The following is a 23,469-nucleotide window of genomic DNA, read 5'->3' as shown; positions in this document are numbered from 1 at the left end:
ATTTTTATTATTTTAAAAAAAGTATTTTTAAAAAATTATCTCATTGTTTTCAGATAGAGCAGGGTTGTTTTTTGGAAATGGAGAAGTATTGGTGTAATACTCTCTTTGTTTTTCATAAATTCCTTGATAAACTCCTTTTGGGATGATAAATTTTCTAGCGCTATCAGGATAAAGTTCTAGGTATTTTGTTAAAAATTCTTTAAAAACCGGAGCAGCAGTCCTTGCACCACCTTCGATTTGTTTCATAGGTTTATTATCATCATTTCCATACCAAATAATAGCTTCTATTTCTGGAGTTAAGCCACAAAACCAAGCATCTACGCTTTTATTTGAAGTACCTGTTTTTCCAGCTATCTCAATCCCTTCTACCCTAGCATTGCGTCCAGTACCTTTTTTAACAACATTTTGCATCATATCATTAACTAAAAAGGCTTGTTCGGGTTCGCTGATTTTTCTTTCTCCGGAGTTAAACTCTACTATTATTTTGCCATTTTTATCGATTACTCTTTTAATGAGTATTAAATCTTTTTGTATGCCATAATTTCCAAATACTGTATAAAGTTTAGCATAATCATAAATAGAAATCCCAAAGCTACCCAAAACTATAGATAAATCAACCGGTATATTCTCAAAGCCCATAAATTGAAGTTTATCATGGATTACATCAAGCCCTAAGGCAAGAGCTAAATTTATGGTAGCTAGGTTCCTTGATCCAGTTAGTGCTTCTTTTAAACTTATAAGCCCTAGAAATTTTCCCCCATAATTTTTAGGTTTCCAATCTTTCTCATCTTCTTTGGTGCTTTCAAAAATTCTTGAAATATCAGCAACTTTACTCATAGGAGAATAACCCATGTCAATGGCAATTTGGTATAAAAAAGGCTTAAAAGAACTTCCAGGCTGTCTTAAGCTTTGAGTGGCGCGGTTGAAATTACTTTTTGTGTAATTTACTCCACCTACTAAGGCTAATATATCTCCATTTTGGTGATTTGCTACTATCATAGCTCCATTAAGTGTACTTAAATTTGCATCTTTGTCTCTTTTTATTATCTCGTCATAGCCAAATTTTAAAGCCTCTCTTGTAATATTTTGCACATCAAGATCGATAGCAAGCTCTATTTTATAACCACCACTTTTAAGATCTTTTATACCACTTAGTTGTTTTAAAACTTCTTGAGTAACGTAAGGGGCTGCATTTTGTGTTAAAGTATCATCATATACTTTTGGAATTTCTTTTAAAGCATTTTCATACTCTTCTTTAGAAATCCAACCAAGATTATACATTCTTTGTACTACGCTGTTTGCTCTAGCTAAAGAAAGATCTAAATGTCTAGTAGGATCATAAGTACTTGGAGCCTTTGGCATACCTACTAATATAGCCATTTCTTTCAAGCTAAGCTCATCTAAATTCTTTCTAAAATATCCAAGCGCAGCAGTTTTTACTCCATAATATCCATGTCCAAAGAAGATGAAATTTAAATATCTTTCTAAAATTTGCTCTTTAGTTAAAGTATTTTCTATTTTATATGCAAGTAAAGCTTCTTTTAGCTTTCTACTCAAAGTACGCTCTGGGGTTAATTCTGTGTTTTTTATGAATTGTTGCGTAAGAGTGGAAGCTCCTTCCATGGTTTTTCCACCGCTTCTTATGATTTTAATAGCTGCTCTAAAAATCGCATCTATATTAACCCCACCATGTTCAAAAAAGCTAGTATCTTCAATGGCCACTAAAGCTTCTATAAGTCTTGGAGGCAACTCTTCATAAGGAGCGTAAAAGCGGTGTTGCTCGAAAACATTTGCAACTAATTTTCCATTTTTATCAAAAATTTGTGTTGTAAGAGGTGGTTTGTAATCTTTAAAGGTGTATTGATTTAAATCAGAATCTGAAAACAAATATGCAATAAATATAAAAATTCCAACCGCACATACTACACAAAAAGAAAGAAATATTTTTAAAATTTTTATCATAAAAATGCTTTCAAAAGTTCTATATTAAGCCCTAGGGCTGTACTTTGATGGCCTATGATTTTTTTAATATATTTTTTATGAAATCCCTCACACATCACAGCTCCGGCTTTGCCTTGATAAAGTTTTGACTCAACATATTCTTGCATATCTTTTAAATCAAATTTATCCAAAATCAAATCACACTTGCTAAGATTGAAAATCTTTTTATCTTCTAAAACTAAAATCATCGCGCTTAAAACACTAATGCTTTTGCCGCTTTGTAGATTGAGCATATTAAAAGCCTCATTGTCGCTTTTAGCTTTAGTAAGAATGATATTTTGAGCACAAACTATGCTATCAGCAAATAAAACATTTTTTAAATCAACATATTTTGTAAAAAATTGCCTTTCTTTTTCTAAAACAATTTTTTGTACATAAGAGCTTGGATTACCTTTTTTTACCAAGCTCTCATTATAATCGATAATAATTTGTTCAAAAGCGATATTTGCTTCTTTTAATAAAGCAACGCGTGAAGGCGAACTTGAAGCTAAATAAAGCATTAAGCAAGACTTTCTTCTATGATTTTTCTAGCATGATCAAGCGCTTGTTCTATTTTGCTTGTATCTTTACCGCCAGCTGTTGCAAAATCATCCCTACCACCACCGTTTCCACCTAGAATTTGCGCAATTTCCTTTACCAAAGCACCGGCTTTTAACGAAGCGTCTTTAACACCTGCTGCTATGATGATTTTGCCTTCTTTTTCTTGTAAAAGTAAAATTACAACTTTGTTAAATTTGTTTTTAAACTCATCTATCATGGTTTTTATATCGCCACTATCTATTTTTTGCACACAATATTGAATACCATTTAGTTCTTTAGAGTTTAACTCTGTTTTGCTTGAATTTTTTAATTCATTTTTTAAACTAACTATTTCATTTTTTAATTTTGCTACATAGCTTAAAATATCATGAGTTTTTAACTCTTCTTTGGTTTGGTTTAGATCTTTTAAATTTTCATTAACATAATCAAGTGCAGCTTTGCTTACTACTGCTTCTATCCTTCTAACTCCAGCGCTAACCCCGCTTTCTTTGACAATATAAAAACTTCCTATTTCAGAGCTATTTTTCACATGGGTGCCACCGCAAAGCTCTTTACTAGCTCCTAGGGTTAAAACTCTTACTTTTTCTTGATATTTTTCACTAAATAAAGCTATGGCACCACTTTTTTTAGCTTCATTTAAAGATAAAATTTCAACTTTAGCTTCATTTGCTTGCATGATGTAAGTATTTACTAAAGCTTCTATTTGTTTTAGTTCTTCTTTATTTAGGGCTTTTGGATGAGTAAAATCAAATCTTAATTTATTATGTTCTACTAAAGAACCTGCTTGGCTAATGTGTGAGCCAAGAATTTCTCTTAAAGCATGGTGTAATAAATGTGTCGCACTGTGATGTCTTGCGATTTGTTCTCTTTTTTTAGTATCTATGCAAGCTAATACTCCATCACTTGTTTTAAGATTTTGTTTTAATTTCACTTGACTAAGATTAATATCAAAGAATTTTTGTGTATCTAAAACCTCATTTTCATTGATAAAACCTATATCAGCGCTTTGCCCTCCGCTTGTTGCATAAAATGGAGTTTTTTCAAGCATTAGCCATGCTATATCTCCTGCCTTAGCTTCGGTTATGATTTTAAAATTTTCATCTAAAATAGCTATGATTTTAGTTTTTTCTTCATAATTTTCATAGCCACTAAAAGTATTTTTGCCAAATTTTTCTAATAAAACTTTAAAGTCCCCGCTAACTGCTTTATCCCCACTTCCTTTCCAAGAAGCCTTAGCTCTATCTTTTTGTTCTTGCATAAGCTCATTAAATTTAGCCTCATCTACGCTAAGATTTTTTTCTCTTAGCATGTCTTGGGTTAAATCAAGTGGAAAACCATAGGTATCATAAAGTTTAAAAGCTACTTCACCGCTAAAAATATCTTTAGTTTTTTTAAGCTCTTCATTGAAAATTTCAATACCATTTTCAATAGTGCTTAAAAATCTTTCTTCTTCTAGTTTAATCTGTTCTTTAATAAATTCTTTTTTTTCATTTAAGTAAGTATAATGCCCACCCATTAACTCACACACTACATCTACAAGCTCATACATAAAAGCTCTTTTAAGACCTAGTAAATATCCGTGTCTTAAGGCACGGCGCATAATTCTTCTTAAAACATAACCTCTACCTTCTTTATCAAAGCCAACTCCTTGAGCAAGTAAAAATACACTTGATCTAATATGATCAGCGATTACTCTATAGCTAGCTCCACTTTCATAAGTATAAGTTTTGCCACAAAGTTTAGCAATACTCTCAATAATAGGCATAAACAAAGAACTATCAAAATTGCTAAATTTTCCTTCTTTTATAGCTACAACTCTTTCAAGCCCCATGCCTGTATCAATACTTGGTTTTGGTAATGGAGTAAGCGTGCCATCAGCGCTTCTTTCATACTGCATGAAAACTAGATTCCAAATTTCTAAGAACCTATCTCCATCTCCACCCATATAATCTTCACTAGAATTAAAATGCTCAGCACCTTGATCATAAAAAATTTCACTACAAGGCCCGCATGGTCCAGTATCTCCCATTTGCCAAAAATTATCTTTATCGCCAAATTTATAAATTCTTTCTTTTTCTATGTGCTTTTGCCATAAATTATATGCTTCATCATCACTTTCATGCACAGTTACATATAATCTTTCTTTGGGAAGTTTTAAAATTTCAGTTACAAATTCCCAAGCATAAGCAATAGCTTGTTCTTTAAAATAATCCCCAAAACTAAAATTTCCAAGCATTTCAAAAAAAGTATGATGTCTTGCAGTATAGCCTACATTATCTAAATCATTATGTTTCCCACCAGCTCTTATACAGGTTTGACAACTTGTTTTGCGTGGAGGATTTGGGCGAGGAATTTCTCCGGTAAATATATTTTTAAAAGGCACCATACCTGCATTAGTAAAAAGTAAAGTCGCATCATCAGGGACTAAAGGGCTTGAAGGAGTGATTTCATGTCCTTTTGATTTAAAAAATTCTAAATATTCTTTTCTTATGTCCATAGATTTTCCTAGCTAGTTTTTTGCTTAAAATAATACCAAAAATACTTTAAATTAAGTAAAACTATCTTATAATCACGATTTTAAATTTACTAAGGTAATACAATGAAAATTCCTTTTATAGACTTAAATGCTCAATATAATGCTTATAAAAATGAAATCGATGAGGCTATTAGTGAAGTTTTACAAAACACTTCTTTCATAGGTGGTGCAAAATTAGAAGAATTTGAAAACAATTTAGCTAAATATGTAGGTATTAAACACGCAATAGGTTGTTCAAGCGGCACAAGTGCTTTATTTTTAGCCTTGATGGCTTTGGGTGTGAGTAGAGATGATGAGGTAATAGTGCCAAGTTTTACCTTTATAGCTACAGCTGAAATGGTTGCTCTAATCGGCGCTAAACCTGTTTTTGTAGATATTGATTTTAAAGATTATAATCTTAGTTTAGAAAAAATTCAAAGCGCTATCACACCTAAAACTAAGGCTGTTATTGCTGTGAGTATTTTTGGGCTTATGCCTGATATGTTTGCCCTAAAGGAGCTTTGCAAAAGTCAAAATATTGCTTTGATAGAAGATAGTGCGCAAAGTTTTGGAGCTAGTCAAAAGGGCATAAAATCATGTGCTATAGCTGATATATCTTGCACAAGCTTTTTCCCATCTAAGCCTTTAGGTGCTTATGGAGATGGCGGGGCGATTTTTACCCAAGATGATGAATTAGCGCAAAAAATAAAAATTTATTTAAATCATGGACAAGTACAAAGATATAAGCATAAATACATCGGTATTAATGGAAGGCTTGATACCATCCAAGCAGCTATTTTGAATGTGAAATTACAATACTTAGATGAAGAGATTAAAAAAAGAGAAGTAGTGGCAAAAATTTATGATGAAAATTTGAAAAATTGCATAATTCCGCCTAGAAAAGAAGGGTTTAGCAGTGCTTGGGCTCAATATAGCGTGCGTGTAAAAAATAGAGAAAAAATCATGCAAAAATTACAAGATAATAACATTCCATGTGCTGTGCATTATCCTTTGGGGCTTCATTTGCAAGAAGCTTTTGCTTATCTTGCTTATAAAAAAGGAGATTTGCCAAATACAGAACTCTTAAGTGATGAAATTTTATCTTTGCCTATGAGTGCATTTTTAAAAGAAGAGCACCAAGCTAGAGTGATTGAGGTTTTTAAATGAAAATAGGGCTTATAGGCCTTGGTAAAATGGGTAAAAATCATTTAAGAGAGCTTGAGCGTAATTTAAAAGTAAAAGAAATTCATCTTTATGATCCTTTTTGCAAAGATGAATTTAAACACTTTTTTCATAAAAATTTTGATGATTTTTTAAAGCAAAATCTTGATGGTGTTATCATTGCTACGCCTACTCATACGCATTTAGATATAGCTTTAAAGGTTTTCCCTAAAATAAAAAATGTTTTAATAGAAAAGCCTTTGGCGTTAAATGTTGATGAAATTTTAATTTTAGAGCAAAAAGCTAGAGAAAATAAAGTCAGAGTAGGGGTGGGTTTTTGCGAGAGATTTAATCCGGCTATTTTAACTTTAAAAGAAAAACTTTTAGAAGATGAGATTATAAGTATTAATATACAAAGAATTTCACCTTATCCACAAAGAATAAACGATGTAGGTGTTTTAAGCGATCTTAGTGTGCATGATATTGACTTAGTTAGATTTTTAAGTCAAGAGCAAATTTTAAAAGCAAATATTTATAAAAGCTTTCATTATAATAAATTCGAAAATGAGGTAATGATAAGCTTAAAATTAGAAAATGTTTTAGCAAATATCCATGATAGTTGGAATGGACAATGCATTATAAGAAAAATCTCACTTTTAGGTAAAAAATATACTTATGAGCTTGATCTTAAAAATTTTGAACTATTTATCAATATGCAAAAAATTCCAAATTTATATGAAAATTCTCCTTTGTATGCTGAACATAAAGCCTTTTTTGAGCTTTTGCAAAATGGAGTTTGTAAAAATTTAGCTAACATTGAAGATGCTTTGAGAGTGCAAGAAATTTTAGAAGGTGTTAAATAGTGAAATATGTATTTTTTTTAAATATGGGTGGGGTTAATAAACTTGATGAATGTGAAGTTTTTTTAAAAAATATGTTTAATGATCCTTATATTTTAGGGATAAAAAATGTTTTTTTAAGAAAATTTGTAGCCTTTATGATAAGAAAATCAAGACTAAAAACTATGAAGCAAAACTATGAAAAAATGGGTGGGAAATCCCCGCTTACTCAAATCACGCAAAGTTTATGTGATAAATTAAATTCTAAAACTAGAGAATATAGCTTTGATTTTATTAGTCTATATGTGCCACCCTTTGCAAATGAGGTTTTTTCAAAATATGATTTTCAAAAAAATGATGAAATCATTTTATTTCCTCTATATCCTCATCATTCTAAAACCACTGTAACTAGTTCTTTAGAAGTGGTGCAAAATGAGCTAAGAAATATCCAAAATCAAGCTAATGTAAAAATCATTGATGTTTTTTATAAAGATGAGCTTTACAATGAAATGATTATAAAACATATTTTAGAAAAAAAGAAAGAATGTGATTATAAAATTTTGATTTTTTCTGCCCATTCTTTACCGCTTTCAGTGATTAAAAAAGGTGATTTGTATGAAAAACATGTGCAAGAGCATGTGGGCGTCTTAAAAGAAAAACTTAAAAATGAATTTGAACAAATCATTTTATCATATCAATCAAAACTAGGTCCAGTAAAATGGCTTGAACCTAATACAAGTGATATTTTAAAAAATTTAGATCAAAAAGCTTTGATTTATCCTATATCTTTTTGTATAGATTGTTCTGAAACGATTTTTGAGCTTGGGGTTGAGTATAGACACTTAGCAAAAAGTGATTATGAGCTTATTACTTGTCCCAATGATAGCGATGAGTTTATAGAGTTTATTTTAAATTGTTTAGTTTAGAGTTAAATAAAACTCTAAATTTTTTAAAGTTAGTTTGGATTGGTTTTTATCGTTTTATTTTCTATAGGCTTTAAATAGCTTTCTTTTATCATAAGATTTACTGTATCTTTAAACATAGGTAAAGCACTTTGTGCAGCATAATAACTATAAGCCTTGGTAGGATTTCTCACCAAAACTCCTATGGTATAATTGTTTTTCTCATCATTTGCAAAGCCAAAAAATGAAGCATTATAACGATTTGAAGTATAGCCTTTTCTTTCAGCTATCCTAGCTGTACCTGTTTTACCACCTATGATGATGCCTTGAGTTTGTGCTTTTTTACCTGTTCCTTTTTCTATAACATTGATTAAAATTTGTTGCATTTCTTTAGCAGCTTTACTTGAGAGAATTTTTTCTTTTTTAACATCCTCATCAAGTTTTATTAAGCGTCCATCTTGATAAATTTTATTTGCAATTTGTGGTGTGATATAAATTCCATCATTGTTAAATACATTATAAGCAGCTAGAAGTTGCATAAAAGTTGTTTTTAAGCCATAGCCATAACTTAATACAGATTTTTCTACTTCTCTTAATCTTTTTGGATTTGGAATTTCACCCTTTTGCTCATAAGGAAGATCAATACCACTTCTTTCTCCAAAACGAAAAATTCTAAGTCCTGAGATGATTTCAAGATTGCTTAATCTTTGGGCGATTTTAATCATGCCGACATTTGAAGAGTAGGTGATAACTTCTTCCATACTCATTTTATTTTTAATATGATCATCGCGTATGGTAAAACGACCAAGCTTGTATTGACCACCTTGGGTGTTGATGATTTCATTGACTTTGATTTTATCAAGCATTAAAGCAGTGGTAAATATAAAAGGCTTTATAACAGAACCTGCTTCATAGCCATATTCTATCGCACTTGCATTAAGCACAGATAGATCTTTTCCACGATTTTGTGGATCATATCTTCTTGAGCTAGCAAGGGCTAGGATTTTCCCACTTTTACTTTCCATAATTGCAACTATAATTTCATTAGCTTTTAGATCTTCATTTCTTTTATCAATAGCCTTTTCTAAGCCTTTTTGAAGTTTTAGTGAAATATTTAAGTATAAATTACATCCATCTATTTTACGCTTTTCATAAGAGTGTAAATTTAAGATAATATTGCCACCTATATCTCTTAAACCTTGGATTTTTGCATTTTGTAAAGGGTTTAAGCATTCATTGTAATATTTTTCTAAGCCTTTTATACCGACATTTTTAAAAATTTCGCTTTTTTCATCCATATAAGTTCTTGTGTAGCCTATGATAGGAGTAAGTGAGTCTTTTGGCATATATACACGATCTTCTTTGTGTTCTATGATATCAAGTCCTCTTGTTTCAACTCTGCCATTGTTATTTGTAAAAGACTTAAAGAAGCCTTGGGTATAAAGCTTTTTAGCTAATTCCTTTAAATAACTTGCATCTTTTGAGTTAATATCTTGAAGTAAAATAAAATTATAACTTCTTTTTTTCTTTGTAAGCATTCTTTTTTTGATATCTTGCATTTGCTCATCGCTTGCACCGCTATAAATTTGAAAAAGTGTTAAAAATAATTCTTTTTTATCAGGATTTAAGCTTCTAAGATCAATCTCTGCTCTATAAATTTGTCTACTAGAAGTTACGGTGAAATTGTCGCTTGTGATGATATTACCTCTAAGAGCGGAAAAATATTGTTCTTTTTGGGTATTTGGTATATGGCGTTTTGAGGTTAGAAAAAAAGTAGAAAGTAAAAACAAGGCCATAAAAAACAGAGCCATACAAAAAGCAAAAGCTACCTTTGAAACTCTATTTCTAATGGTGTTTGAAAGCATATATTAAATTTGAGTTCTTGAAATTTCTTTATATGCGTTTATAGCCTTATTTCTAACTTCAAGCATAAATTTCATACTTGATTCAGCTTTACTAATAGCAATTGCTGCTTGGTGTAAGTCTTTTACTTCACCTGTTGCGATGTCTACCATAGCAGCTTCAGCTGTTTCTTGAGTTTTATTAAGGTTGTTAATAGAATTTTTTAATAAGCTTGAAAATTCATCACCTATATTATTTGTATTGTTATTATTTTTATTGTTAACATTGTTAAATTGATTTATACCATTAATAGTGTTCATTTATTAACCTCTTAGTAAATCTATCGCACTTTGTGCTATAGTTTTAGTGCTTGTAAAAGCGCTTACATTTGCTTGGTAAGCTCTTGTTGCCTCTATTAAATCGGCCATTTCTATAACAGGATTTATATTTGGAAAAGCAACATATCCTTGTTCATTTGCATCTGGATGAGAAGGATCATATTTCATACGAAAATCTTTATCATCTCTTACAACCTTATCAACCACTACGCTCATTATAGCAGGTTTTGCATCTTTTTGTGAAGCAGGATCATTTAGAGGATTTTCATATTCTAAAAAATTATTATCTTTAGCGATTTGTTTATTTAGTAATTCATTAAAATCAGTCGCTTTAAAAATCACTTCTCTTCTTCTATAAGGCCCACCTTCTGCTGTTCTAGTTGTATTTGCATTAGCTATATTTGAGCTAATTACATTCATTCTAAAGCGTTGAGCACTAAGTCCATATCCGCTAATATCAAAATCACTTAAATAAGCCATTATTTTTCTCCTAGCCTAATTTAGAGCTTGTTTCTATGATGGTTGAAAAAATATTACTTTGTCTTCTTAAAACACCATCTAAAGCAGTAATCATCATAGTATTTTTACTCATTTCAGTAGTTTCTACATCAAGATCTACTGTATTTGCATCATTTCTTGCTAAATGCCCATCTCTTAAATAAATGGTTGATTTATTAGGATCTGGAAATTTCCAAGGTTTTTGATGATTTTCATTGGTGCTTGCCATTTCAAGCTCTTTGGTATCTTTCTTTTTAAAAATTTCATTTGCTCTATTAACTAAAGCAGTTTCAAATTCTATATCTCTTGCTTTATAAAAAGGAGTATCAACATTTGCAAGGTTAGAATTAATCATTTGACTTCTTAGATTTCTTCCTGCTAAAGCATCAACAATAAGTTCTTTTGATTTAAAAGGGCTTATCATAATTCTTCCTTTCTTAAAGCTTTTTTCAAATTATAAGCAAAAAATATTCCAAAAATTTATAAGTTTTTATTTTTATAAAGATTATATCTTTTTATAGTAAATTTTGAAAATTCTCAAAACCACTTTCAAGAGAAACTTTTTTTTCTAAAATTTTTAAGAAATCTTTTTTTATCATTTCTTTAGCGCCCATAAATTTTAAATGCTCATTTGGAACTTGACAATCAATCAAAAAATCATATGGTTTTAAAATTTCACATAGTTTGATTAAGGCTATTTTGGAAGCATCTTTTTTTAAACTTATCATGCTTTCACCAAAAAACACTTTGCCGATAATAAGCCCATATAATCCCCCTATAAATTCATCATTTTCATAAACTTCAACACTATGGGTTAAATTTTGTTCAAAAAGTTTTGTATAGGTTTCTATAAATTCTTGGCTTATCCAAGTTTTTTTTCTTAAAGAACAATGTTTTATAAGCAAAGCAAAATCATAATCAAGTCTAATTTCATAGCTTTTTAAAGCTTTTTTTATGCTTTTTTGAATGTGAATTTCATCAGGAAAAAGCACCATTCTAGGAGAAGGGCACCACCAAGTCACAGGATTGCTTGTCCATGGAAAAAGTCCTAAAGAATAAGCATGAGATATAAAATCAAGCTCTAATTTCTCACTAACAAAAACAGGAGCATCATCAGGACTTTTTAAAAGTTTAGAATATAAATTCGATTTTTGCATTTTTAGAAAGTTTTAATTTTACTTTTCCACCATTTTTTAATTTACCAAATAAAATTTCATCACTTAATTTTTCGTTGATCTCATCTGCAATAATGCGTTTTAGTAATCTTACTCCAAATTCTTTATTATCAACTTTTTTAGCTAAAAATTCTTTTACTTTGCTATCAGCTTCTATGGTGATATTTTTTAAATTTGCGCTAATTAAATCAAGTTCTTTTTGGACAATTTGTTCTAAAATTTCATTATTTAAATCATTAAAATGTATGATTTTATCGATACGGTTGATAAATTCTGGTGTGAAAAATTCTTTTATAGCCTTAGAGCTTTTTTCTTTTTCGCTACTTAAAAAACCTAATTCATTTGTCTCTTTAAGGCCTAAATTTGAAGTCATAATGATTATAGTGTTTTTAAAATCAGCTTTTAAGCCACTATTGTCAGTCAAACTTGCATTATCAAAAATTTGCAAAAAGGTATTTGTAAGATCAGGATGAGCTTTTTCTATCTCATCAAATAAAATTACACTAAAAGGATTTTTTCTAATACTATTACTAAGCAAGCCACCATCTTCATAGCCCACATAACCTGCTGAAGTTCCTATGAGCTTACTTACATCATGCTTTTGTGAGTATTCACTCATGTCAAATCTTTCAAGATTAAGGTTTAAAATTTGAGCTAAATTTTTAGCAAGTTCAGTTTTGCCAACCCCGCTTGATCCGGTAAATAAAAACACACCTTTTGGGGTATTTTTAGCTTTTAATCCTGCATAACTTTGTTTTAAAATAGAACACAAAGCTTTTATAGCCTCATCTTGCCCAAAAATATTTTGTTTTAAATCATGCTCTAAATTCTTAAGAATTTTACCTTGATCGCTTTCATAAATTTTATGAGAATGTGTCATTCTAGCTAAGGTATTTTCTAAATCTTTTAATTTTATTATTTTTTTACCCTTTTTATCTTCTAAAGCAAAGCTTGCGCCAAGTTCATCTATTAGATCAATAGCGCTATCTGGTAAAAATTTATCGTGTAAAAATTGTTTTGCTAGTTTTATACTTGCTTGTAAAATTTCATCACTTAATTTTATTTTATGAAAATTTTCATATTTACTCTTTAAGCCTTGCAAAATCAAAAAACACTCATCTTCGCTTGGTTCATCAACATCAATTTTTGCAAATCTCCTACTTAGTGCTTTGTTTTTATCAAAAGTGTTTTTATATTCTATAAAAGTAGTTGCGCCAATGCACTTAATAGAGCCATTGCTTAGTGCAGGTTTTAATAAATTTGACATATCAGCATGGCTTTCATTGCTTGCGCCGGTTCCTACTATGGTGTGAATTTCATCTATAAATAAAATGGCATTTGGAATATTTTCTAATTCTTTTATAATATCTTTTAATCTTTTTTCAAAATCTCCTCTATATTTTGTGCCTGAGAGCAAGCTTGCCATATCAAGACTATAGATTTTTGAATTTTTTAAATGCTTTGGTACTTTTTCTTCTGCTATAGCCAATGCCAAGCCTTCTATAATAGCACTTTTTCCAACGCCTGGTTCGCCCACTAAGATAGGGTTATTTTTTTTGCGACGACTTAAAATTTGCATCATTCTTTCAAGTTCAAATTTTCTACCTATAACAGGATCTATCTTGCCTTTTTTTGCAAGCTCAACTAATTCTACAGTATGAGTTTTTATATTTTCAAATTCAGCATTTTGCAATAATTCTTTTAGTTTTTCTTCTTCAATTAAATGCTTTTTTAAAATATTAAAAGAATAAGCTTTTTCTTCTTTGCAAAGTGCGATGATAAAATCAATCACATTTGTTTGATTTTTTGCATTTAATTTATGAAGTATTTTTTCTAAAATGATAGAAAAAACAGGTTCTACTTCTTTTTTTAATACTTCATTATTTTTTGCTAAATGATTTTTTAGCTCATTTTCTATCCCAGCTAAATCCCCATCTCCAATTTCTTCAAGTATATTTTTAAAATCATGACTTAATTTTACTAAAGCAAAAAGTAAATGCTCGCAAGTTACAAATTCATGATGATTTATAAAACTTAAATGTTTTGCATTAGGTATAAAAGATTCTATGGATTCTTGATATTTCATTGTTCTTCTATCCTTGTTTGGAGTGGAAAATTGTTGCTTTTGGCTGCTAAATCAACTTGTTGTTTTTTACTCAATGCAATTTCTTCTGTGTAAATTCCACAAACCCCACTTCCTTGGTTGTGAATTTCAAGCATGATTGTGCTTGCTTTTTCAAAATCATGATGAAAAATATTCATTAAAACTTCAATTACAAATTCCATAGTTGTAATATCATCATTTAAAAGTAAAACCTTAAACATTTTAGGCTCTGCTAGTTTTTGTTGTTCTAAAATTTCATTTTTTAGACTCATTTAATATCCTAGTAATATCATCTTGCATAACTTCAGTTGAAACTTTTCCAAGATAAAATTTTACAAATTGTTTTGAATCTTTATCCCAAAAATTAGTTAAATTTTGATAATTTCCATTTTTTAAAACAACCTTAAAAGGAAGTTGCTCCATATTTTGATAGTTAATATCTTTTAAAGCTTGTGCTACTATTCTATCATTTTCTTTAGAATTACTTAAAAAATAATATGCTCCATATTTAATAGCAAAATCTTTCACAGCCTCATCACTAACATTTTCAAAATGACTAAGTCCTATAATGATGAAATTATTTGAATTTTTTTGCCATAAACTAGTTAAATGAGGTGCTTCTTCTTGGCAAGGAGTGCAAAAAGTTCCAAAAAAATCAAACATTAAAATTTTATCTTCCTCACCTTTTACTACAAAACCATTTTCCTTTCTAACTAGAGTTTTTTCACCACCATTAATACTTTTTAAAAGAATTTCATCACCCAATTTATACTCAGCAAAAGCAAATTCGTTTTCGATTTTTTCTTCGCTTGAGCAAGCACTTATTAAAAATGCAAAAGCAAATGTAAAAAATAAATATGCAAATTTTTTCATCAAAATCCTTTTTTAATAATAATTTTTCATAGCAGCTCTTGCTTCAAGATCTGCTTGTTTTTTCTTTAAGCTTTCTCTTTTATCATGCAAATTTTTTCCTTTAGCTAAGGCTATTAAAACTTTTGCTTTGTTTTTTTCATTAAAATAAAGTTCTAATGGCACTATAGTAAAGCCTTGGGTGCTAATTTTACCAAAAAGCTTGTCGATTTGCTTTTTATGCATTAAAAGTTTTCGCGCACCTTTTTCTTCGTGCTTGTAAAAAGCATGTGTTGTGCTTAAGTGAGAAATATGAGCATTAAGTAAAAAAATTTCGCCTTTAATAATACGCACAAAAGAATCTTTTAAATTTGCTCTACTAGCTCTTAATGCTACTACTTCAGAACCTTTTAAAACAATGCCTGCTTCAAATTTTTCTAAAATTTCATAATCAAAAAAAGCTTTTTTGTTTTTTACTATAGTTTTTTTCATCGTTTAGCCTTAAAAACTCCACTTCCACTTCCACTTAAAAAATAAGCCTCATTAAGAAAAGTTTGCATTTTAGGATAAATTTTTACACAAGGAGCAAATAAGTCATTTAAATCAGTATTTTTATACTCTAAAATTTCACTTGTTTTGAGTGTTTTAAGTGTTTTGGCTAAATTTAAATTCGCTGTTAAATCATATGATCTTTCATCAAATGCTTTATATACTTTGGCACTTGAACACTCAATAGCCGGAAAAGTAAAATCAAGTTGGCTAAAATCATCTTCAAAATATTCTACAATCTCACCACAACCGCTAACATTTGCACTATTATAGCCACTTAAAAAAAAGATTAAATCAGAACCGAGTTTTTGGCAGATTTGTTCAAGTTGTTGTTGACTAAGTTTTAAATTTAAAGTTTCGTTAACCATAAGTAAAAATGTCACCGCATCAGTACTGCTTCCGCCAAGACCTCCACCTATGGGAATATTTTTGATAAGTTTTAAACTTTTGTCTTTAAAAAATTCATTTAATTCATTAGAAAATCCTAAATTTTCTAATTCTTTATAAGCTTTGTGTATGATGATATCTTGGGTAAAATTTCCAGTGATTTCAAACCCTTCTTTGGTTTTTGTATCACTAAAGCTTAACTCATCAAAAATATCTTTTAACAAAACAAAGCGTGATTGCAATAAATGATATGATTTTGAATCAATTCCTATGATTTTTAAAAAAATATTAGCTTTTGCGTAAGCTTTCATTTTTTAAGCTTTTTACTCAGATCATCAAGTTTTATCGTTTCATCGCTAATTGCATGTAAATTTTCACTTTTTACTTGCTCGATAAGCTCTTTGCGTAGTATCATTAAAGACTTTGGAGCTTCGATGCCTATTTTAGCATAGCCTTTACCTGTTTGAACTACTTTGATTTCTATATCATCTCCGATTTTTATACTTTCATTTTCTTTTCTTGATAAAATTAACATTTTAATACCTTGTTTAAATAATATTGCACTTGATTATCTTGGATAGAAATGATAGAAAAAAAATCTTTTTCTTCTAAAATATAGCTACCTTCTTCTTGAATTTCCAAATCGTCCAAAAATATTTTTTGTCCATTGTGTAATTTTTGGGGATATTTTATCGTATTTTTTCTAAGATTTAAATAAGCTAAAGGATTTAACTCTTTTTCATTCTCATAAAAAAACCTTCCCTCGCTTAAACGCTCTAATGAGCTTAGTGTGGCTTTAATACCAAGTTTTCTAGCAAATAATTCACAATAAGAGCGTATATAAGAACCCTCACTAACTGCTATTTCTATAGTTAAAAAAGGATGATTGTAATGTAAAATTTTAGTATAAAAAATTTCCATAACACAGGGCTTTAAATTAACTTCAAAACCTCTTTTTGCAAGCTCATAAGAGCGCACTCCATCTATTTTTTTTGCACAAAATGCGGGTGGGGTGTAGGTGATTTTACCTAAAAGTTCATTTTTAATTTGTTCTAAAATTTGCTTATTAAAAGCATTTATAAGATTAATCTCTTTGATGTTTTGATTATCAAGGCTTAGTGAATGCACACCTAGCCAAAGCGTTGCTTTATAAATCTTTGGATTTTTATCAAAAAAGCGAAAAAGTTTTGTGTATTGATCAAAGGCTATGAGTAAAACACCTTTTGCAAAAGGATCAAGTGTTCCTGAAAAACCTGCTTTTTTATTTTTATATTTTTTCTTGAGTTTACCTAAAAAAGCATTAGAACTCATACCGCTTGGTTTGTAAGCTACAAAAAGTTTATTCATATCACTTTTTCCACAAAACTTGACATTATCATTCTTTCTATGCCTCCAAAATTAATCGTGAGTTTTTCTTCAGCTCCTATTTTACTTACCCCAGTGACTCTGCCTATGCCAAAAATTTTATGTTTGATTAAATCGCCTTTTTTGTAGCAATTTTTTTGATGATCTAGTGTTAATTCTTTTTTGATTACATTGCTCTCGCCAAAAAATCTACTTTTTTCTAATCTTGTGCGACTTCCTTTATAAAATCTAGAATTAGCATAACTTAAATAAAGTTTTTTCTTGGCTCTAGTGATTGCTACATAGGCAAGTCTTCTTTCTTCTTCTATATTGCTTGACTCGCTAGTGAGTGGAAAAAATCCTTCTTCTAAGCCTATGATAAAAACATAATCAAACTCAAGTCCTTTACTTGCATGAATACTCATAATGCAAATACTTTCTTTATCAAGTCCATCTTGTTCATTGAGTAAAGAAATTTCATTTAAAATATCATCTAAGCCATTATAATTTCCATGAGAGATTTTATCTTTTAGGTTAGCATAAAGTTCATCTATGTTTAAAAGTTTATCTTCGCCTTCTGGGTTATCTTTATAAAATTCTTTGATTTTAAATTCTTCTTCTAAGGCTAAAATCATTGCAAGTAAATCATCTTTTTCTTTGATTTTGTGCATGCTTAGTATGAATTTTTCTAATTCTTTATCTGTTTTTTTGCTAAAAAATCCACTTCCTTGTAAAGCACATAGGCTTTCAAATAAAGACAAATGATTTTCTTTAGCATAATTTTCTAGCTTTTCTAAACTTGCATTACCAAAGTTTCTTTTAGGGCGATTAATAATGCGTTTAAAAGAATAATCATCATTTAAATTTGAAAGCAATCTTAAATAAGAAATGATATCTTTAATCTCAGCTCTTTCATAAAAACGAATTCCGCTTAGCAATTTAAAAGGAATTTTTTCTTTACTAAAAGCTTCTTCAAGAGCGCGAGATAGGGCATTTACTCTATAAAGTATGGCTATTTCACTGGGATTAATCCCTGAGTTTAAAAGTTTTGAAACTTCTCTTGCAACCTTAAAACTTTCAATTTTTTCATCATCATTTTGCAAAATTGTGATTTCTTCGCCCTCATCTTTGGTGCAAATTAAAGTTTTTCCTAGTCTTTTTCTATTATGCTCTATAAGCTCATTTGCAGCTTGTAAAATAGCGCTAGTTGAGCGGTAGTTTTGCTCTAATTTAACTAATTTTACATTATTAAATTGTTCTTTGAAATTTAAGATATTTTCTATTTTAGCCCCACGCCAACCATAAATACTTTGATCATCATCACCTACTACGCAGATGTTTTCATGAGACGCACAAAGTTTTTTTAGAATTTGATATTGCAAGGCATTGGTATCTTGATACTCATCTACTGTTATATAAGTATATTTTTGACTTTGCTCTTTTGCAAAAGCTTCATCTTCTAAAATTTTATTAGTTAGCATGAGCAAATCATCAAAGTCCATGAAATTGTTTTGGATTAAAAAATGCTCGTATTGTTCATACAAATGAATGATTTCTTCGTAATTTTTGTTTTTTTCATCTTTTAAAAATTCTAATTCTTTGCGTATTTCTTGAGCGCTTTTGCTTTGATTTTTAAAATTTGAAATATAAGCACCTATGCTTGCTAAAGAACTTTGTAAATTTTCGCTAGCTAAATCTTTTAGTATTTTCTTTTTATCATCTGTATCAATAATGACAAAATTATTTGCCCTATTAATTCTTTCGCTATAAAGTCTTAAAAATAATAAGCCAAATTTATGAAAAGTACATAAAAGGGGATTGTGTAAATTTTGATCTTGCAAAAGCGCTAAGGCTCTTGTTTTCATTACATTAGCAGCTTTATTTGTAAAGGTTAGCGTGAGGGTATTTTGCGCAGGAATACCTACATGATCGATTAAATAGGCAAGTCTAGTGGTAATGGTTTTAGTCTTTCCACTACCTGCACCTGCCAGTATCAGCATAGCTCCATCAATATGCATGATAGCTTCTTTTTGGCTATCATTTAAACCTTCAAAAAAACTCATTTTTTAAATAAATCTTTATTGTTAGGATTATTTAAAAAAGCATTCATGGATTTTTCTTTTAACTTTTGATCATTTTGCTTTTTAAAATAGTTTGAAAAATTGACAAAAATGATATTATCTTCAACTTGAATTTGAGTAATTGCCCCTAAATCCACTTTCACAAAAGTTGCAAAATCATCAGGTCCAAAACCTGCGTGAAATTCTATATGCTCATTTGTTAAAACTATGGATTTAAAAGTATAACCACCAAGTGCAAAAAGACAATAAGGATTTTTACTCACTACATCTAATTCTGGTGGTAAAGGAGGTTCGAGTGTAACAAATTTAGTATTTACAATGATATTAAACTCAATATCTTCTTGGATTAAAATTTGCAAACACTCATAAATGCTTTTTTGCATTAAACTTATAAAATTTTTATTATTTAAAATTTTATCAATCATTACTTAGCCTTAAAAATTCATCTACTAGTATTCTAACTTGCTCTAGGCCTATATTCCAAAACTCATCACTTTCTATATCAAAGCCAAACATAGCTACAAGTTCTTTTGGGCTTTTACTTCCACCGCTACTTAAAAACTCAATATAAATTGAGGTAAAATCAGGACATTTACCACTTTTGTATAGACCATAAAGTGCTAAAACTAAAAGTTGTGCATAAGCATAAGCATAGCAGTAAAATGGAGAGTGTATAAAATGTGGTATATAAGAATACCAAAGAGCATAGTTTTTGGTTAAAACTACGCTATCTTGAAACATTTTTCTTGATTCTTCAAGCCAAATTTCACTTAGTTCTTGAGCACTTAGTTCTTCTTTTTTAGCATGAAATCTGCGTTCAAAAGTTGTAAAATTAATTTGTCTATAAAGAGTAGCAAAAATATCTTCGATCTTTGCTGCATACAAAGATAAAAGTTCTTCTTTGTCTAAATTTTCTTTTATATAATCAAAAATTAGCATTTCAGCAAACACTGAAGCAGTTTCTGCTGTAGTTAGTGGTGTATCTTGATTTAAAAAACTTACTTTATAAGAAAGTTTTTGATGTATAGTGTGGCCTAGCTCATGTGCTAGAGTAAAAAGATCGCGTCTTTGATTGGTATAGTTTAAAAGTATGAAAGGATGACTTAGTGGTGTACTTGAGTGAGAAAAAGCACCACTTTGTTTAAATTCTTTAGGGTAAACATCGATCCAATTATTCTCAAAGGCTTCTTTTGCTATCTTATAAAAATCTTTGGAAAATTTTTCAAAGGCTTTTAAAACTATATCCTTTCCTTGATCAAAATCAACTTGCATTTCTTTACCAATAGGCGCATAGCGATCATAATCTTTTAATTTTTTATATCCTAGAATTTTTTTCTTTGCATTATAAAATTTAGAAACAATATCAAAGCTATTTTCGCTAGCGCCAATAAGCGCATCAACACTTTTTTTAGAAATTTGATTTCTTATATGTCTTGGAGTTTCTGGATTTTCATAAGATCTTAACTCACAAATACTAGTAAGTTCACTTTTAATCATATTAAAAATATATACTAAAAGTTTGTTTTGTTTTTTTAAAGTTTTACTAAAGCATTTTGAAGCTTTTTTTCTAATACTTCTATCTTTATCATAAAGCTTACTTAGAATTTCTTCTTCGCTTAATTTTTGTCCTTCAAAATTAAATTTTAAAGCACTAAAGGTTTCATCAAATAATCTTGCAAATGCATTTGAACCTGTACTTGATAGGGCTAGGATAACTCTTTCTTCTTTTTTAGAAAGATTGTGTTTTTTGTGTTTGATAAGATTATTTAAATAAAACTCATAATCTTTGCAAAATGTGATGAAAGGTTTGCTTTTTTCTTCTTCAAGCTCACAAAATTCAAGCTCAAAAAATAAAAGATTTTCTTCTATTTTTTTGCTTAAATTTTCATATTTTGCATAAAAAGCACCTTTGGTAGTATCTTGAGCAAAATTTAAATACACATAGGTTAGTATGTGAGAAAGTTTTAAGATTAATTCTTCATAGTTTTTTAAAGCCTGTAAAAATTGCTCATTGTCTAAACTATGAAGATTATTTTCATATTGTTTTTTAAATTCACAAGCTTCATCTTGGGTTTTTTGTAAAAAAAGATTTAATTCTTGCTCATTTTTAAATAATGTACTTAAGTTCCAATTTCGCATGATTTTAGCTTTCTAAAATGAGTTTTTTTAAGACAGCCATTCTAATGGCAACACCATTTTTAACCTGAGTTAAAACCTTACATCTTTTATCAGCCATTACATCATCGCTAATATCGATATTTCTATGTACAGGGCCTGGGTGCAAGATAATGAGATTTTTATCTTTTATTGAATCTTTACTAATACAAAAATCATTTGCATAATCTTTAAGCGATGCATAGGTTGGAATATTGTGTCTTTCAGTTTGTGTTCTAAGACTCATGATAATATCAACATCATCAATGACTTCTTTTAGCTTATTTGTTTTTTTAATAGGATAATTTGGCATAAAATGAGGTGGGGCTACTAGGGTAATGTCTATACCAAAACGAGGCAATAATTCTAAATTTGAAGCAGCAACGCGTGAGTTTTTAATATCTCCTACTATTGCTATTTTTTTACCTTTAACATTATAATCAAAATGTTCCATTATGGTAAAAAGATCAAGTAAGGCTTGGGTGGGATGAGCATGTTTACCATCGCCTCCATTAACTATAGGACAATGGATATAATTTGCTAAAGTATGAGGCACACCTGAGTTTTTGTGTCTAACTACAATAGCACTTGGCGCCATTGCATCTAAATTCGCAGCGGTGTCAAAAAGTGTTTCACCTTTGCTTGAGCTGCTTCTTGAAACATCTAATTTTAAAACTTTAGCACCTAGTCTTCTTGCAGCTGTTTCAAAGCTTGATTGAGTGCGTGTTGAATTTTCAAAGAAAATTGTTGTAACACTTTTTCCTTCTAAAAATGTACGCGGTTTTTCATCTAAAAATTCTTTTGCTTCTTTAAATAAAGCCAAGATTTCACCATTGCTAAAATCTTTTGTAGTAATTAAATGTCTCATAAGCCCTCCTTAAATTTTTAAATTAAGCTCATTATCTGAACAAATGGCGCTAAATAAAACATCTGTTGAGCTATTTAAAGCTGTTTCAACGCTATCTTGAATAACCCCTATGATAAATCCAACTGCTACTACTTGCATGGCTATGTCATAATCAATATCAAATAAAGAGCAAGCAAGTGGTATAAGTAAAAGTGAGCCTCCAGCAACCCCACTAGCTCCACAAGCTGCAAATGCAGCTAAAACACTCAAAAGCATGGCTTGTAAAAAATTTATTTCAATTCCCACAGTATGCGCTGCTGCAAGACTTAGTATAGCTATGGTTACAGCTGCTCCTGCCATATTAATCGTAGCACCTAGTGGAATAGAAATGCTATATAAGTTATTGTTGATATTTAATTTAGAGCAAAGTGCCATATTTACAGGGATATTTGCTGCAGAACTTCTTGTAAAAAATGCAAAAACAGCACTATGTTTTAAGCAAATAAAAATCAAAGGATACGGATTTTTCTTCGTATAAGCAAAAACAATTAAAGCATTAATCACAAAGGCTACAAAAAACATGGTTAAAACTAAAATGATTAATAATTTAATATAGCTTAAAAGCCCCGCTGCTCCTGTTTGAGCAACTGAATTTGCTACAAGTCCAAAAATCCCAAAAGGAGCAAGTTTGACTATAAATTTAACGATTTTTAACACGCCTTCGTTGATATCAGTAAAAAGTTGCTTTGCGTCATTTGAGCAATGTCTTAGAGCAAAACCCCCGCCTATAGCCCAAGCTAATATACTTAAATAATTTCCTGAAGATAAAGCATGGATAGGATTATCTACGATTTGAAAAAGTAAGGTTTTAAATACTTCGCCTATATGTGCAGGGCTTGTAGTAGAAGCTTTTTCAATATCGGTTAATACTAATTCTACAGGAAAGATAAAACTTATACTAACTGCGCTTAAAGAAGCTAAAAAAGTTCCAAAAATATATAAGAAAACAATATGTTTTATTTTCTCACTTCCATGGTTAAATTCTTTTGTGCAAATAGTTGTTAAGATCAAAATAAAAACCAAAATTGGCGCTATGGCTTTTAAAGCTCCTGTAAATAAAGCACCAAAAATATTTGCAAAAATAGCTAAATCTTTAGAAAAAACACCTATTAAAATTCCTAAAACAATGCCTATGCAAATTTGCAAAATAAGATTTCCTTCTTTATAGTGTTTGATTGCACAAGAAAATAAACTCATTTCTTACCTTTTTTGTAGTGATAAATTTTTTAATTTATTCTAACAAAGTAAAGCTTAAATAAGCTTTTTTATTTTTAAGCTATCTT

Annotated in this window: 23 protein-coding genes; 3 read left to right on the top strand and 20 right to left on the bottom strand. The window is 29.7% G+C overall.

Annotated elements, in window-relative coordinates; translation table 11 throughout:
• Positions 1-27: 27 nt before the first annotated feature.
• From CLLT_RS05405 to alaS, 3 genes are read right to left on the bottom strand one after another with little or no spacing between them, the layout of a single operon-like run.
• Positions 28-1,959: a PBP1A family penicillin-binding protein gene (locus tag CLLT_RS05405; protein WP_074691899.1), complete on the bottom strand. Its 1,932-nt coding sequence runs from the start codon at positions 1,957-1,959 to the stop codon at positions 28-30.
• The gene (gene maf / locus CLLT_RS05400; protein ID WP_074691664.1) at positions 1,959-2,501 is read right to left on the bottom strand and encodes a septum formation inhibitor Maf; all 543 of its coding nucleotides are present in this window, start codon (positions 2,499-2,501) and stop codon (positions 1,959-1,961) included. Before maf ends, CLLT_RS05405 begins: the two co-directional genes overlap by 1 nt.
• A complete protein-coding gene (alaS, locus tag CLLT_RS05395) occupies positions 2,501-5,038 on the bottom strand; it encodes an alanine--tRNA ligase (RefSeq protein ID WP_074691666.1) in 2,538 nt (845 codons plus the stop codon). The genes maf and alaS overlap by 1 nt, the downstream gene beginning before the upstream one ends.
• A 108-nt stretch (positions 5,039-5,146) precedes the next feature.
• On the opposite strand from alaS, the gene CLLT_RS05390 reads away from it, so the two are divergent.
• Genes CLLT_RS05390 through hemH form a run of 3 tightly spaced genes read left to right on the top strand, consistent with a single transcriptional unit; the run spans position 5,147 to position 7,982 of the window.
• Positions 5,147-6,223 (top strand): DegT/DnrJ/EryC1/StrS family aminotransferase, encoded by a 1,077-nt coding sequence (locus CLLT_RS05390; RefSeq protein WP_081351996.1) that lies wholly within the window; start codon positions 5,147-5,149, stop codon positions 6,221-6,223.
• On the top strand, positions 6,220-7,080 hold the full coding sequence (locus tag CLLT_RS05385) for a Gfo/Idh/MocA family protein (protein ID WP_012661775.1): 861 nt from the start codon (positions 6,220-6,222) through the stop codon (positions 7,078-7,080). Before CLLT_RS05390 ends, CLLT_RS05385 begins: the two co-directional genes overlap by 4 nt.
• On the top strand, positions 7,080-7,982 hold the full coding sequence (gene hemH / locus CLLT_RS05380; protein ID WP_012661774.1) for a ferrochelatase: 903 nt from the start codon (positions 7,080-7,082) through the stop codon (positions 7,980-7,982). Before CLLT_RS05385 ends, hemH begins: the two co-directional genes overlap by 1 nt.
• Positions 7,983-8,011: 29 nt before the next feature.
• On the opposite strand, the gene CLLT_RS05375 is transcribed toward hemH, so the two are convergent.
• The 17 genes from CLLT_RS05375 to sstT all read right to left on the bottom strand — a co-directional run bounded on the left by CLLT_RS05375 (position 8,012) and on the right by sstT (position 23,383).
• A complete protein-coding gene (locus tag CLLT_RS05375) occupies positions 8,012-9,823 on the bottom strand; it encodes a peptidoglycan D,D-transpeptidase FtsI family protein (protein WP_041570294.1) in 1,812 nt (603 codons plus the stop codon).
• A gap of 3 nt (positions 9,824-9,826) precedes the next feature.
• Complete coding sequence (gene fliE, locus CLLT_RS05370; protein ID WP_012661772.1) at positions 9,827-10,120, bottom strand: flagellar hook-basal body complex protein FliE; 294 nt, start codon at positions 10,118-10,120, stop codon at positions 9,827-9,829.
• 3 nt (positions 10,121-10,123) lie between these two features.
• Complete coding sequence (gene flgC / locus CLLT_RS05365; RefSeq protein WP_044599013.1) at positions 10,124-10,618, bottom strand: flagellar basal body rod protein FlgC; 495 nt, start codon at positions 10,616-10,618, stop codon at positions 10,124-10,126.
• Positions 10,619-10,628: 10 nt separating this feature from the next.
• On the bottom strand, positions 10,629-11,060 hold the full coding sequence (flgB, locus tag CLLT_RS05360) for a flagellar basal body rod protein FlgB (RefSeq protein ID WP_074691672.1): 432 nt from the start codon (positions 11,058-11,060) through the stop codon (positions 10,629-10,631).
• Positions 11,061-11,151: 91 nt separating this feature from the next.
• Positions 11,152-11,793 carry a leucyl/phenylalanyl-tRNA--protein transferase gene (gene aat, locus CLLT_RS05355; protein ID WP_074691675.1) on the bottom strand — a complete coding sequence of 214 codons (642 nt, stop codon included), beginning with the start codon at positions 11,791-11,793 and terminating at the stop codon, positions 11,152-11,154.
• Positions 11,768-13,897: an AAA family ATPase gene (locus CLLT_RS05350; RefSeq protein WP_074691678.1), complete on the bottom strand. Its 2,130-nt coding sequence runs from the start codon at positions 13,895-13,897 to the stop codon at positions 11,768-11,770. The genes aat and CLLT_RS05350 overlap by 26 nt, the downstream gene beginning before the upstream one ends.
• Positions 13,894-14,187, bottom strand: a complete 294-nt coding sequence (locus CLLT_RS05345; RefSeq protein WP_074691682.1) for an ATP-dependent Clp protease adaptor ClpS — start codon at positions 14,185-14,187, stop codon at positions 13,894-13,896. Before CLLT_RS05345 ends, CLLT_RS05350 begins: the two co-directional genes overlap by 4 nt.
• Complete coding sequence (locus CLLT_RS05340; protein WP_074691685.1) at positions 14,171-14,788, bottom strand: TlpA family protein disulfide reductase; 618 nt, start codon at positions 14,786-14,788, stop codon at positions 14,171-14,173. The genes CLLT_RS05345 and CLLT_RS05340 overlap by 17 nt, the downstream gene beginning before the upstream one ends.
• 12 nt (positions 14,789-14,800) lie before the next feature.
• Positions 14,801-15,256: an SsrA-binding protein SmpB gene (gene smpB, locus CLLT_RS05335; RefSeq protein ID WP_074691688.1), complete on the bottom strand. Its 456-nt coding sequence runs from the start codon at positions 15,254-15,256 to the stop codon at positions 14,801-14,803.
• The gene (locus CLLT_RS05330) at positions 15,253-16,011 is read right to left on the bottom strand and encodes a 4-(cytidine 5'-diphospho)-2-C-methyl-D-erythritol kinase (RefSeq protein ID WP_074691691.1); all 759 of its coding nucleotides are present in this window, start codon (positions 16,009-16,011) and stop codon (positions 15,253-15,255) included. The genes smpB and CLLT_RS05330 overlap by 4 nt, the downstream gene beginning before the upstream one ends.
• Entirely contained in the window at positions 16,008-16,235 is a 228-nt protein-coding gene (gene csrA / locus CLLT_RS05325) for a carbon storage regulator CsrA (protein ID WP_012661763.1), read from the bottom strand. Before csrA ends, CLLT_RS05330 begins: the two co-directional genes overlap by 4 nt.
• On the bottom strand, positions 16,229-17,047 hold the full coding sequence (locus CLLT_RS05320) for a pseudouridine synthase family protein (protein ID WP_074691694.1): 819 nt from the start codon (positions 17,045-17,047) through the stop codon (positions 16,229-16,231). Before CLLT_RS05320 ends, csrA begins: the two co-directional genes overlap by 7 nt.
• Positions 17,044-19,107: an ATP-dependent helicase gene (locus CLLT_RS05315; RefSeq protein ID WP_074691698.1), complete on the bottom strand. Its 2,064-nt coding sequence runs from the start codon at positions 19,105-19,107 to the stop codon at positions 17,044-17,046. The genes CLLT_RS05320 and CLLT_RS05315 overlap by 4 nt, the downstream gene beginning before the upstream one ends.
• A complete protein-coding gene (locus CLLT_RS05310) occupies positions 19,104-19,550 on the bottom strand; it encodes a hypothetical protein (protein WP_074691700.1) in 447 nt (148 codons plus the stop codon). Before CLLT_RS05310 ends, CLLT_RS05315 begins: the two co-directional genes overlap by 4 nt.
• The gene (locus tag CLLT_RS05305; protein ID WP_074691703.1) at positions 19,543-21,264 is read right to left on the bottom strand and encodes a M3 family oligoendopeptidase; all 1,722 of its coding nucleotides are present in this window, start codon (positions 21,262-21,264) and stop codon (positions 19,543-19,545) included. The genes CLLT_RS05310 and CLLT_RS05305 overlap by 8 nt, the downstream gene beginning before the upstream one ends.
• A 4-nt stretch (positions 21,265-21,268) precedes the next feature.
• Entirely contained in the window at positions 21,269-22,147 is an 879-nt protein-coding gene (locus tag CLLT_RS05300) for an aspartate carbamoyltransferase catalytic subunit (RefSeq protein ID WP_074691706.1), read from the bottom strand.
• 9 nt (positions 22,148-22,156) lie between these two features.
• A complete protein-coding gene (gene sstT / locus CLLT_RS05295) occupies positions 22,157-23,383 on the bottom strand; it encodes a serine/threonine transporter SstT (RefSeq protein ID WP_074691709.1) in 1,227 nt (408 codons plus the stop codon).
• Between the last annotated feature and the right edge of the window lie 86 nt (positions 23,384-23,469).

This window comes from Campylobacter lari subsp. lari (assembly GCF_013372185.1).
In the GTDB taxonomy this organism is placed as follows: Bacteria; Campylobacterota; Campylobacteria; order Campylobacterales; family Campylobacteraceae; genus Campylobacter_D; species Campylobacter_D lari.
Note: the sequence above shows the minus strand (reverse complement) of the source record. Positions and strands in the feature narration are given on the sequence as shown.

Excerpts from the sequence above, each read along its gene's own strand:
- maf (WP_074691664.1), bottom strand. The coding sequence starts at position 2,501 with ATGCTTTATTTAGCTTCAAGTTCGCCTTCACGCGTTGCTTTATTAAAA.
- alaS (WP_074691666.1), bottom strand. The coding sequence starts at position 5,038 with ATGGACATAAGAAAAGAATATTTAGAATTTTTTAAATCAAAAGGACAT.
- CLLT_RS05385 (WP_012661775.1), top strand. The coding sequence starts at position 6,220 with ATGAAAATAGGGCTTATAGGCCTTGGTAAAATGGGTAAAAATCATTTA.
- CLLT_RS05375 (WP_041570294.1), bottom strand. The coding sequence starts at position 9,823 with ATGCTTTCAAACACCATTAGAAATAGAGTTTCAAAGGTAGCTTTTGCT.
- fliE (WP_012661772.1), bottom strand. The coding sequence starts at position 10,120 with ATGAACACTATTAATGGTATAAATCAATTTAACAATGTTAACAATAAA.
- flgC (WP_044599013.1), bottom strand. The coding sequence starts at position 10,618 with ATGGCTTATTTAAGTGATTTTGATATTAGCGGATATGGACTTAGTGCT.
- flgB (WP_074691672.1), bottom strand. The coding sequence starts at position 11,060 with ATGATAAGCCCTTTTAAATCAAAAGAACTTATTGTTGATGCTTTAGCA.
- aat (WP_074691675.1), bottom strand. The coding sequence starts at position 11,793 with ATGCAAAAATCGAATTTATATTCTAAACTTTTAAAAAGTCCTGATGAT.
- CLLT_RS05350 (WP_074691678.1), bottom strand. The coding sequence starts at position 13,897 with ATGAAATATCAAGAATCCATAGAATCTTTTATACCTAATGCAAAACAT.
- CLLT_RS05345 (WP_074691682.1), bottom strand. The coding sequence starts at position 14,187 with ATGAGTCTAAAAAATGAAATTTTAGAACAACAAAAACTAGCAGAGCCT.
- CLLT_RS05340 (WP_074691685.1), bottom strand. The coding sequence starts at position 14,788 with ATGAAAAAATTTGCATATTTATTTTTTACATTTGCTTTTGCATTTTTA.
- smpB (WP_074691688.1), bottom strand. The coding sequence starts at position 15,256 with ATGAAAAAAACTATAGTAAAAAACAAAAAAGCTTTTTTTGATTATGAA.
- CLLT_RS05330 (WP_074691691.1), bottom strand. The coding sequence starts at position 16,011 with ATGAAAGCTTACGCAAAAGCTAATATTTTTTTAAAAATCATAGGAATT.
- csrA (WP_012661763.1), bottom strand. The coding sequence starts at position 16,235 with ATGTTAATTTTATCAAGAAAAGAAAATGAAAGTATAAAAATCGGAGAT.
- CLLT_RS05320 (WP_074691694.1), bottom strand. The coding sequence starts at position 17,047 with ATGAATAAACTTTTTGTAGCTTACAAACCAAGCGGTATGAGTTCTAAT.
- CLLT_RS05315 (WP_074691698.1), bottom strand. The coding sequence starts at position 19,107 with ATGAGTTTTTTTGAAGGTTTAAATGATAGCCAAAAAGAAGCTATCATG.
- CLLT_RS05310 (WP_074691700.1), bottom strand. The coding sequence starts at position 19,550 with ATGATTGATAAAATTTTAAATAATAAAAATTTTATAAGTTTAATGCAA.
- CLLT_RS05305 (WP_074691703.1), bottom strand. The coding sequence starts at position 21,264 with ATGCGAAATTGGAACTTAAGTACATTATTTAAAAATGAGCAAGAATTA.
- CLLT_RS05300 (WP_074691706.1), bottom strand. The coding sequence starts at position 22,147 with ATGAGACATTTAATTACTACAAAAGATTTTAGCAATGGTGAAATCTTG.
- sstT (WP_074691709.1), bottom strand. The coding sequence starts at position 23,383 with ATGAGTTTATTTTCTTGTGCAATCAAACACTATAAAGAAGGAAATCTT.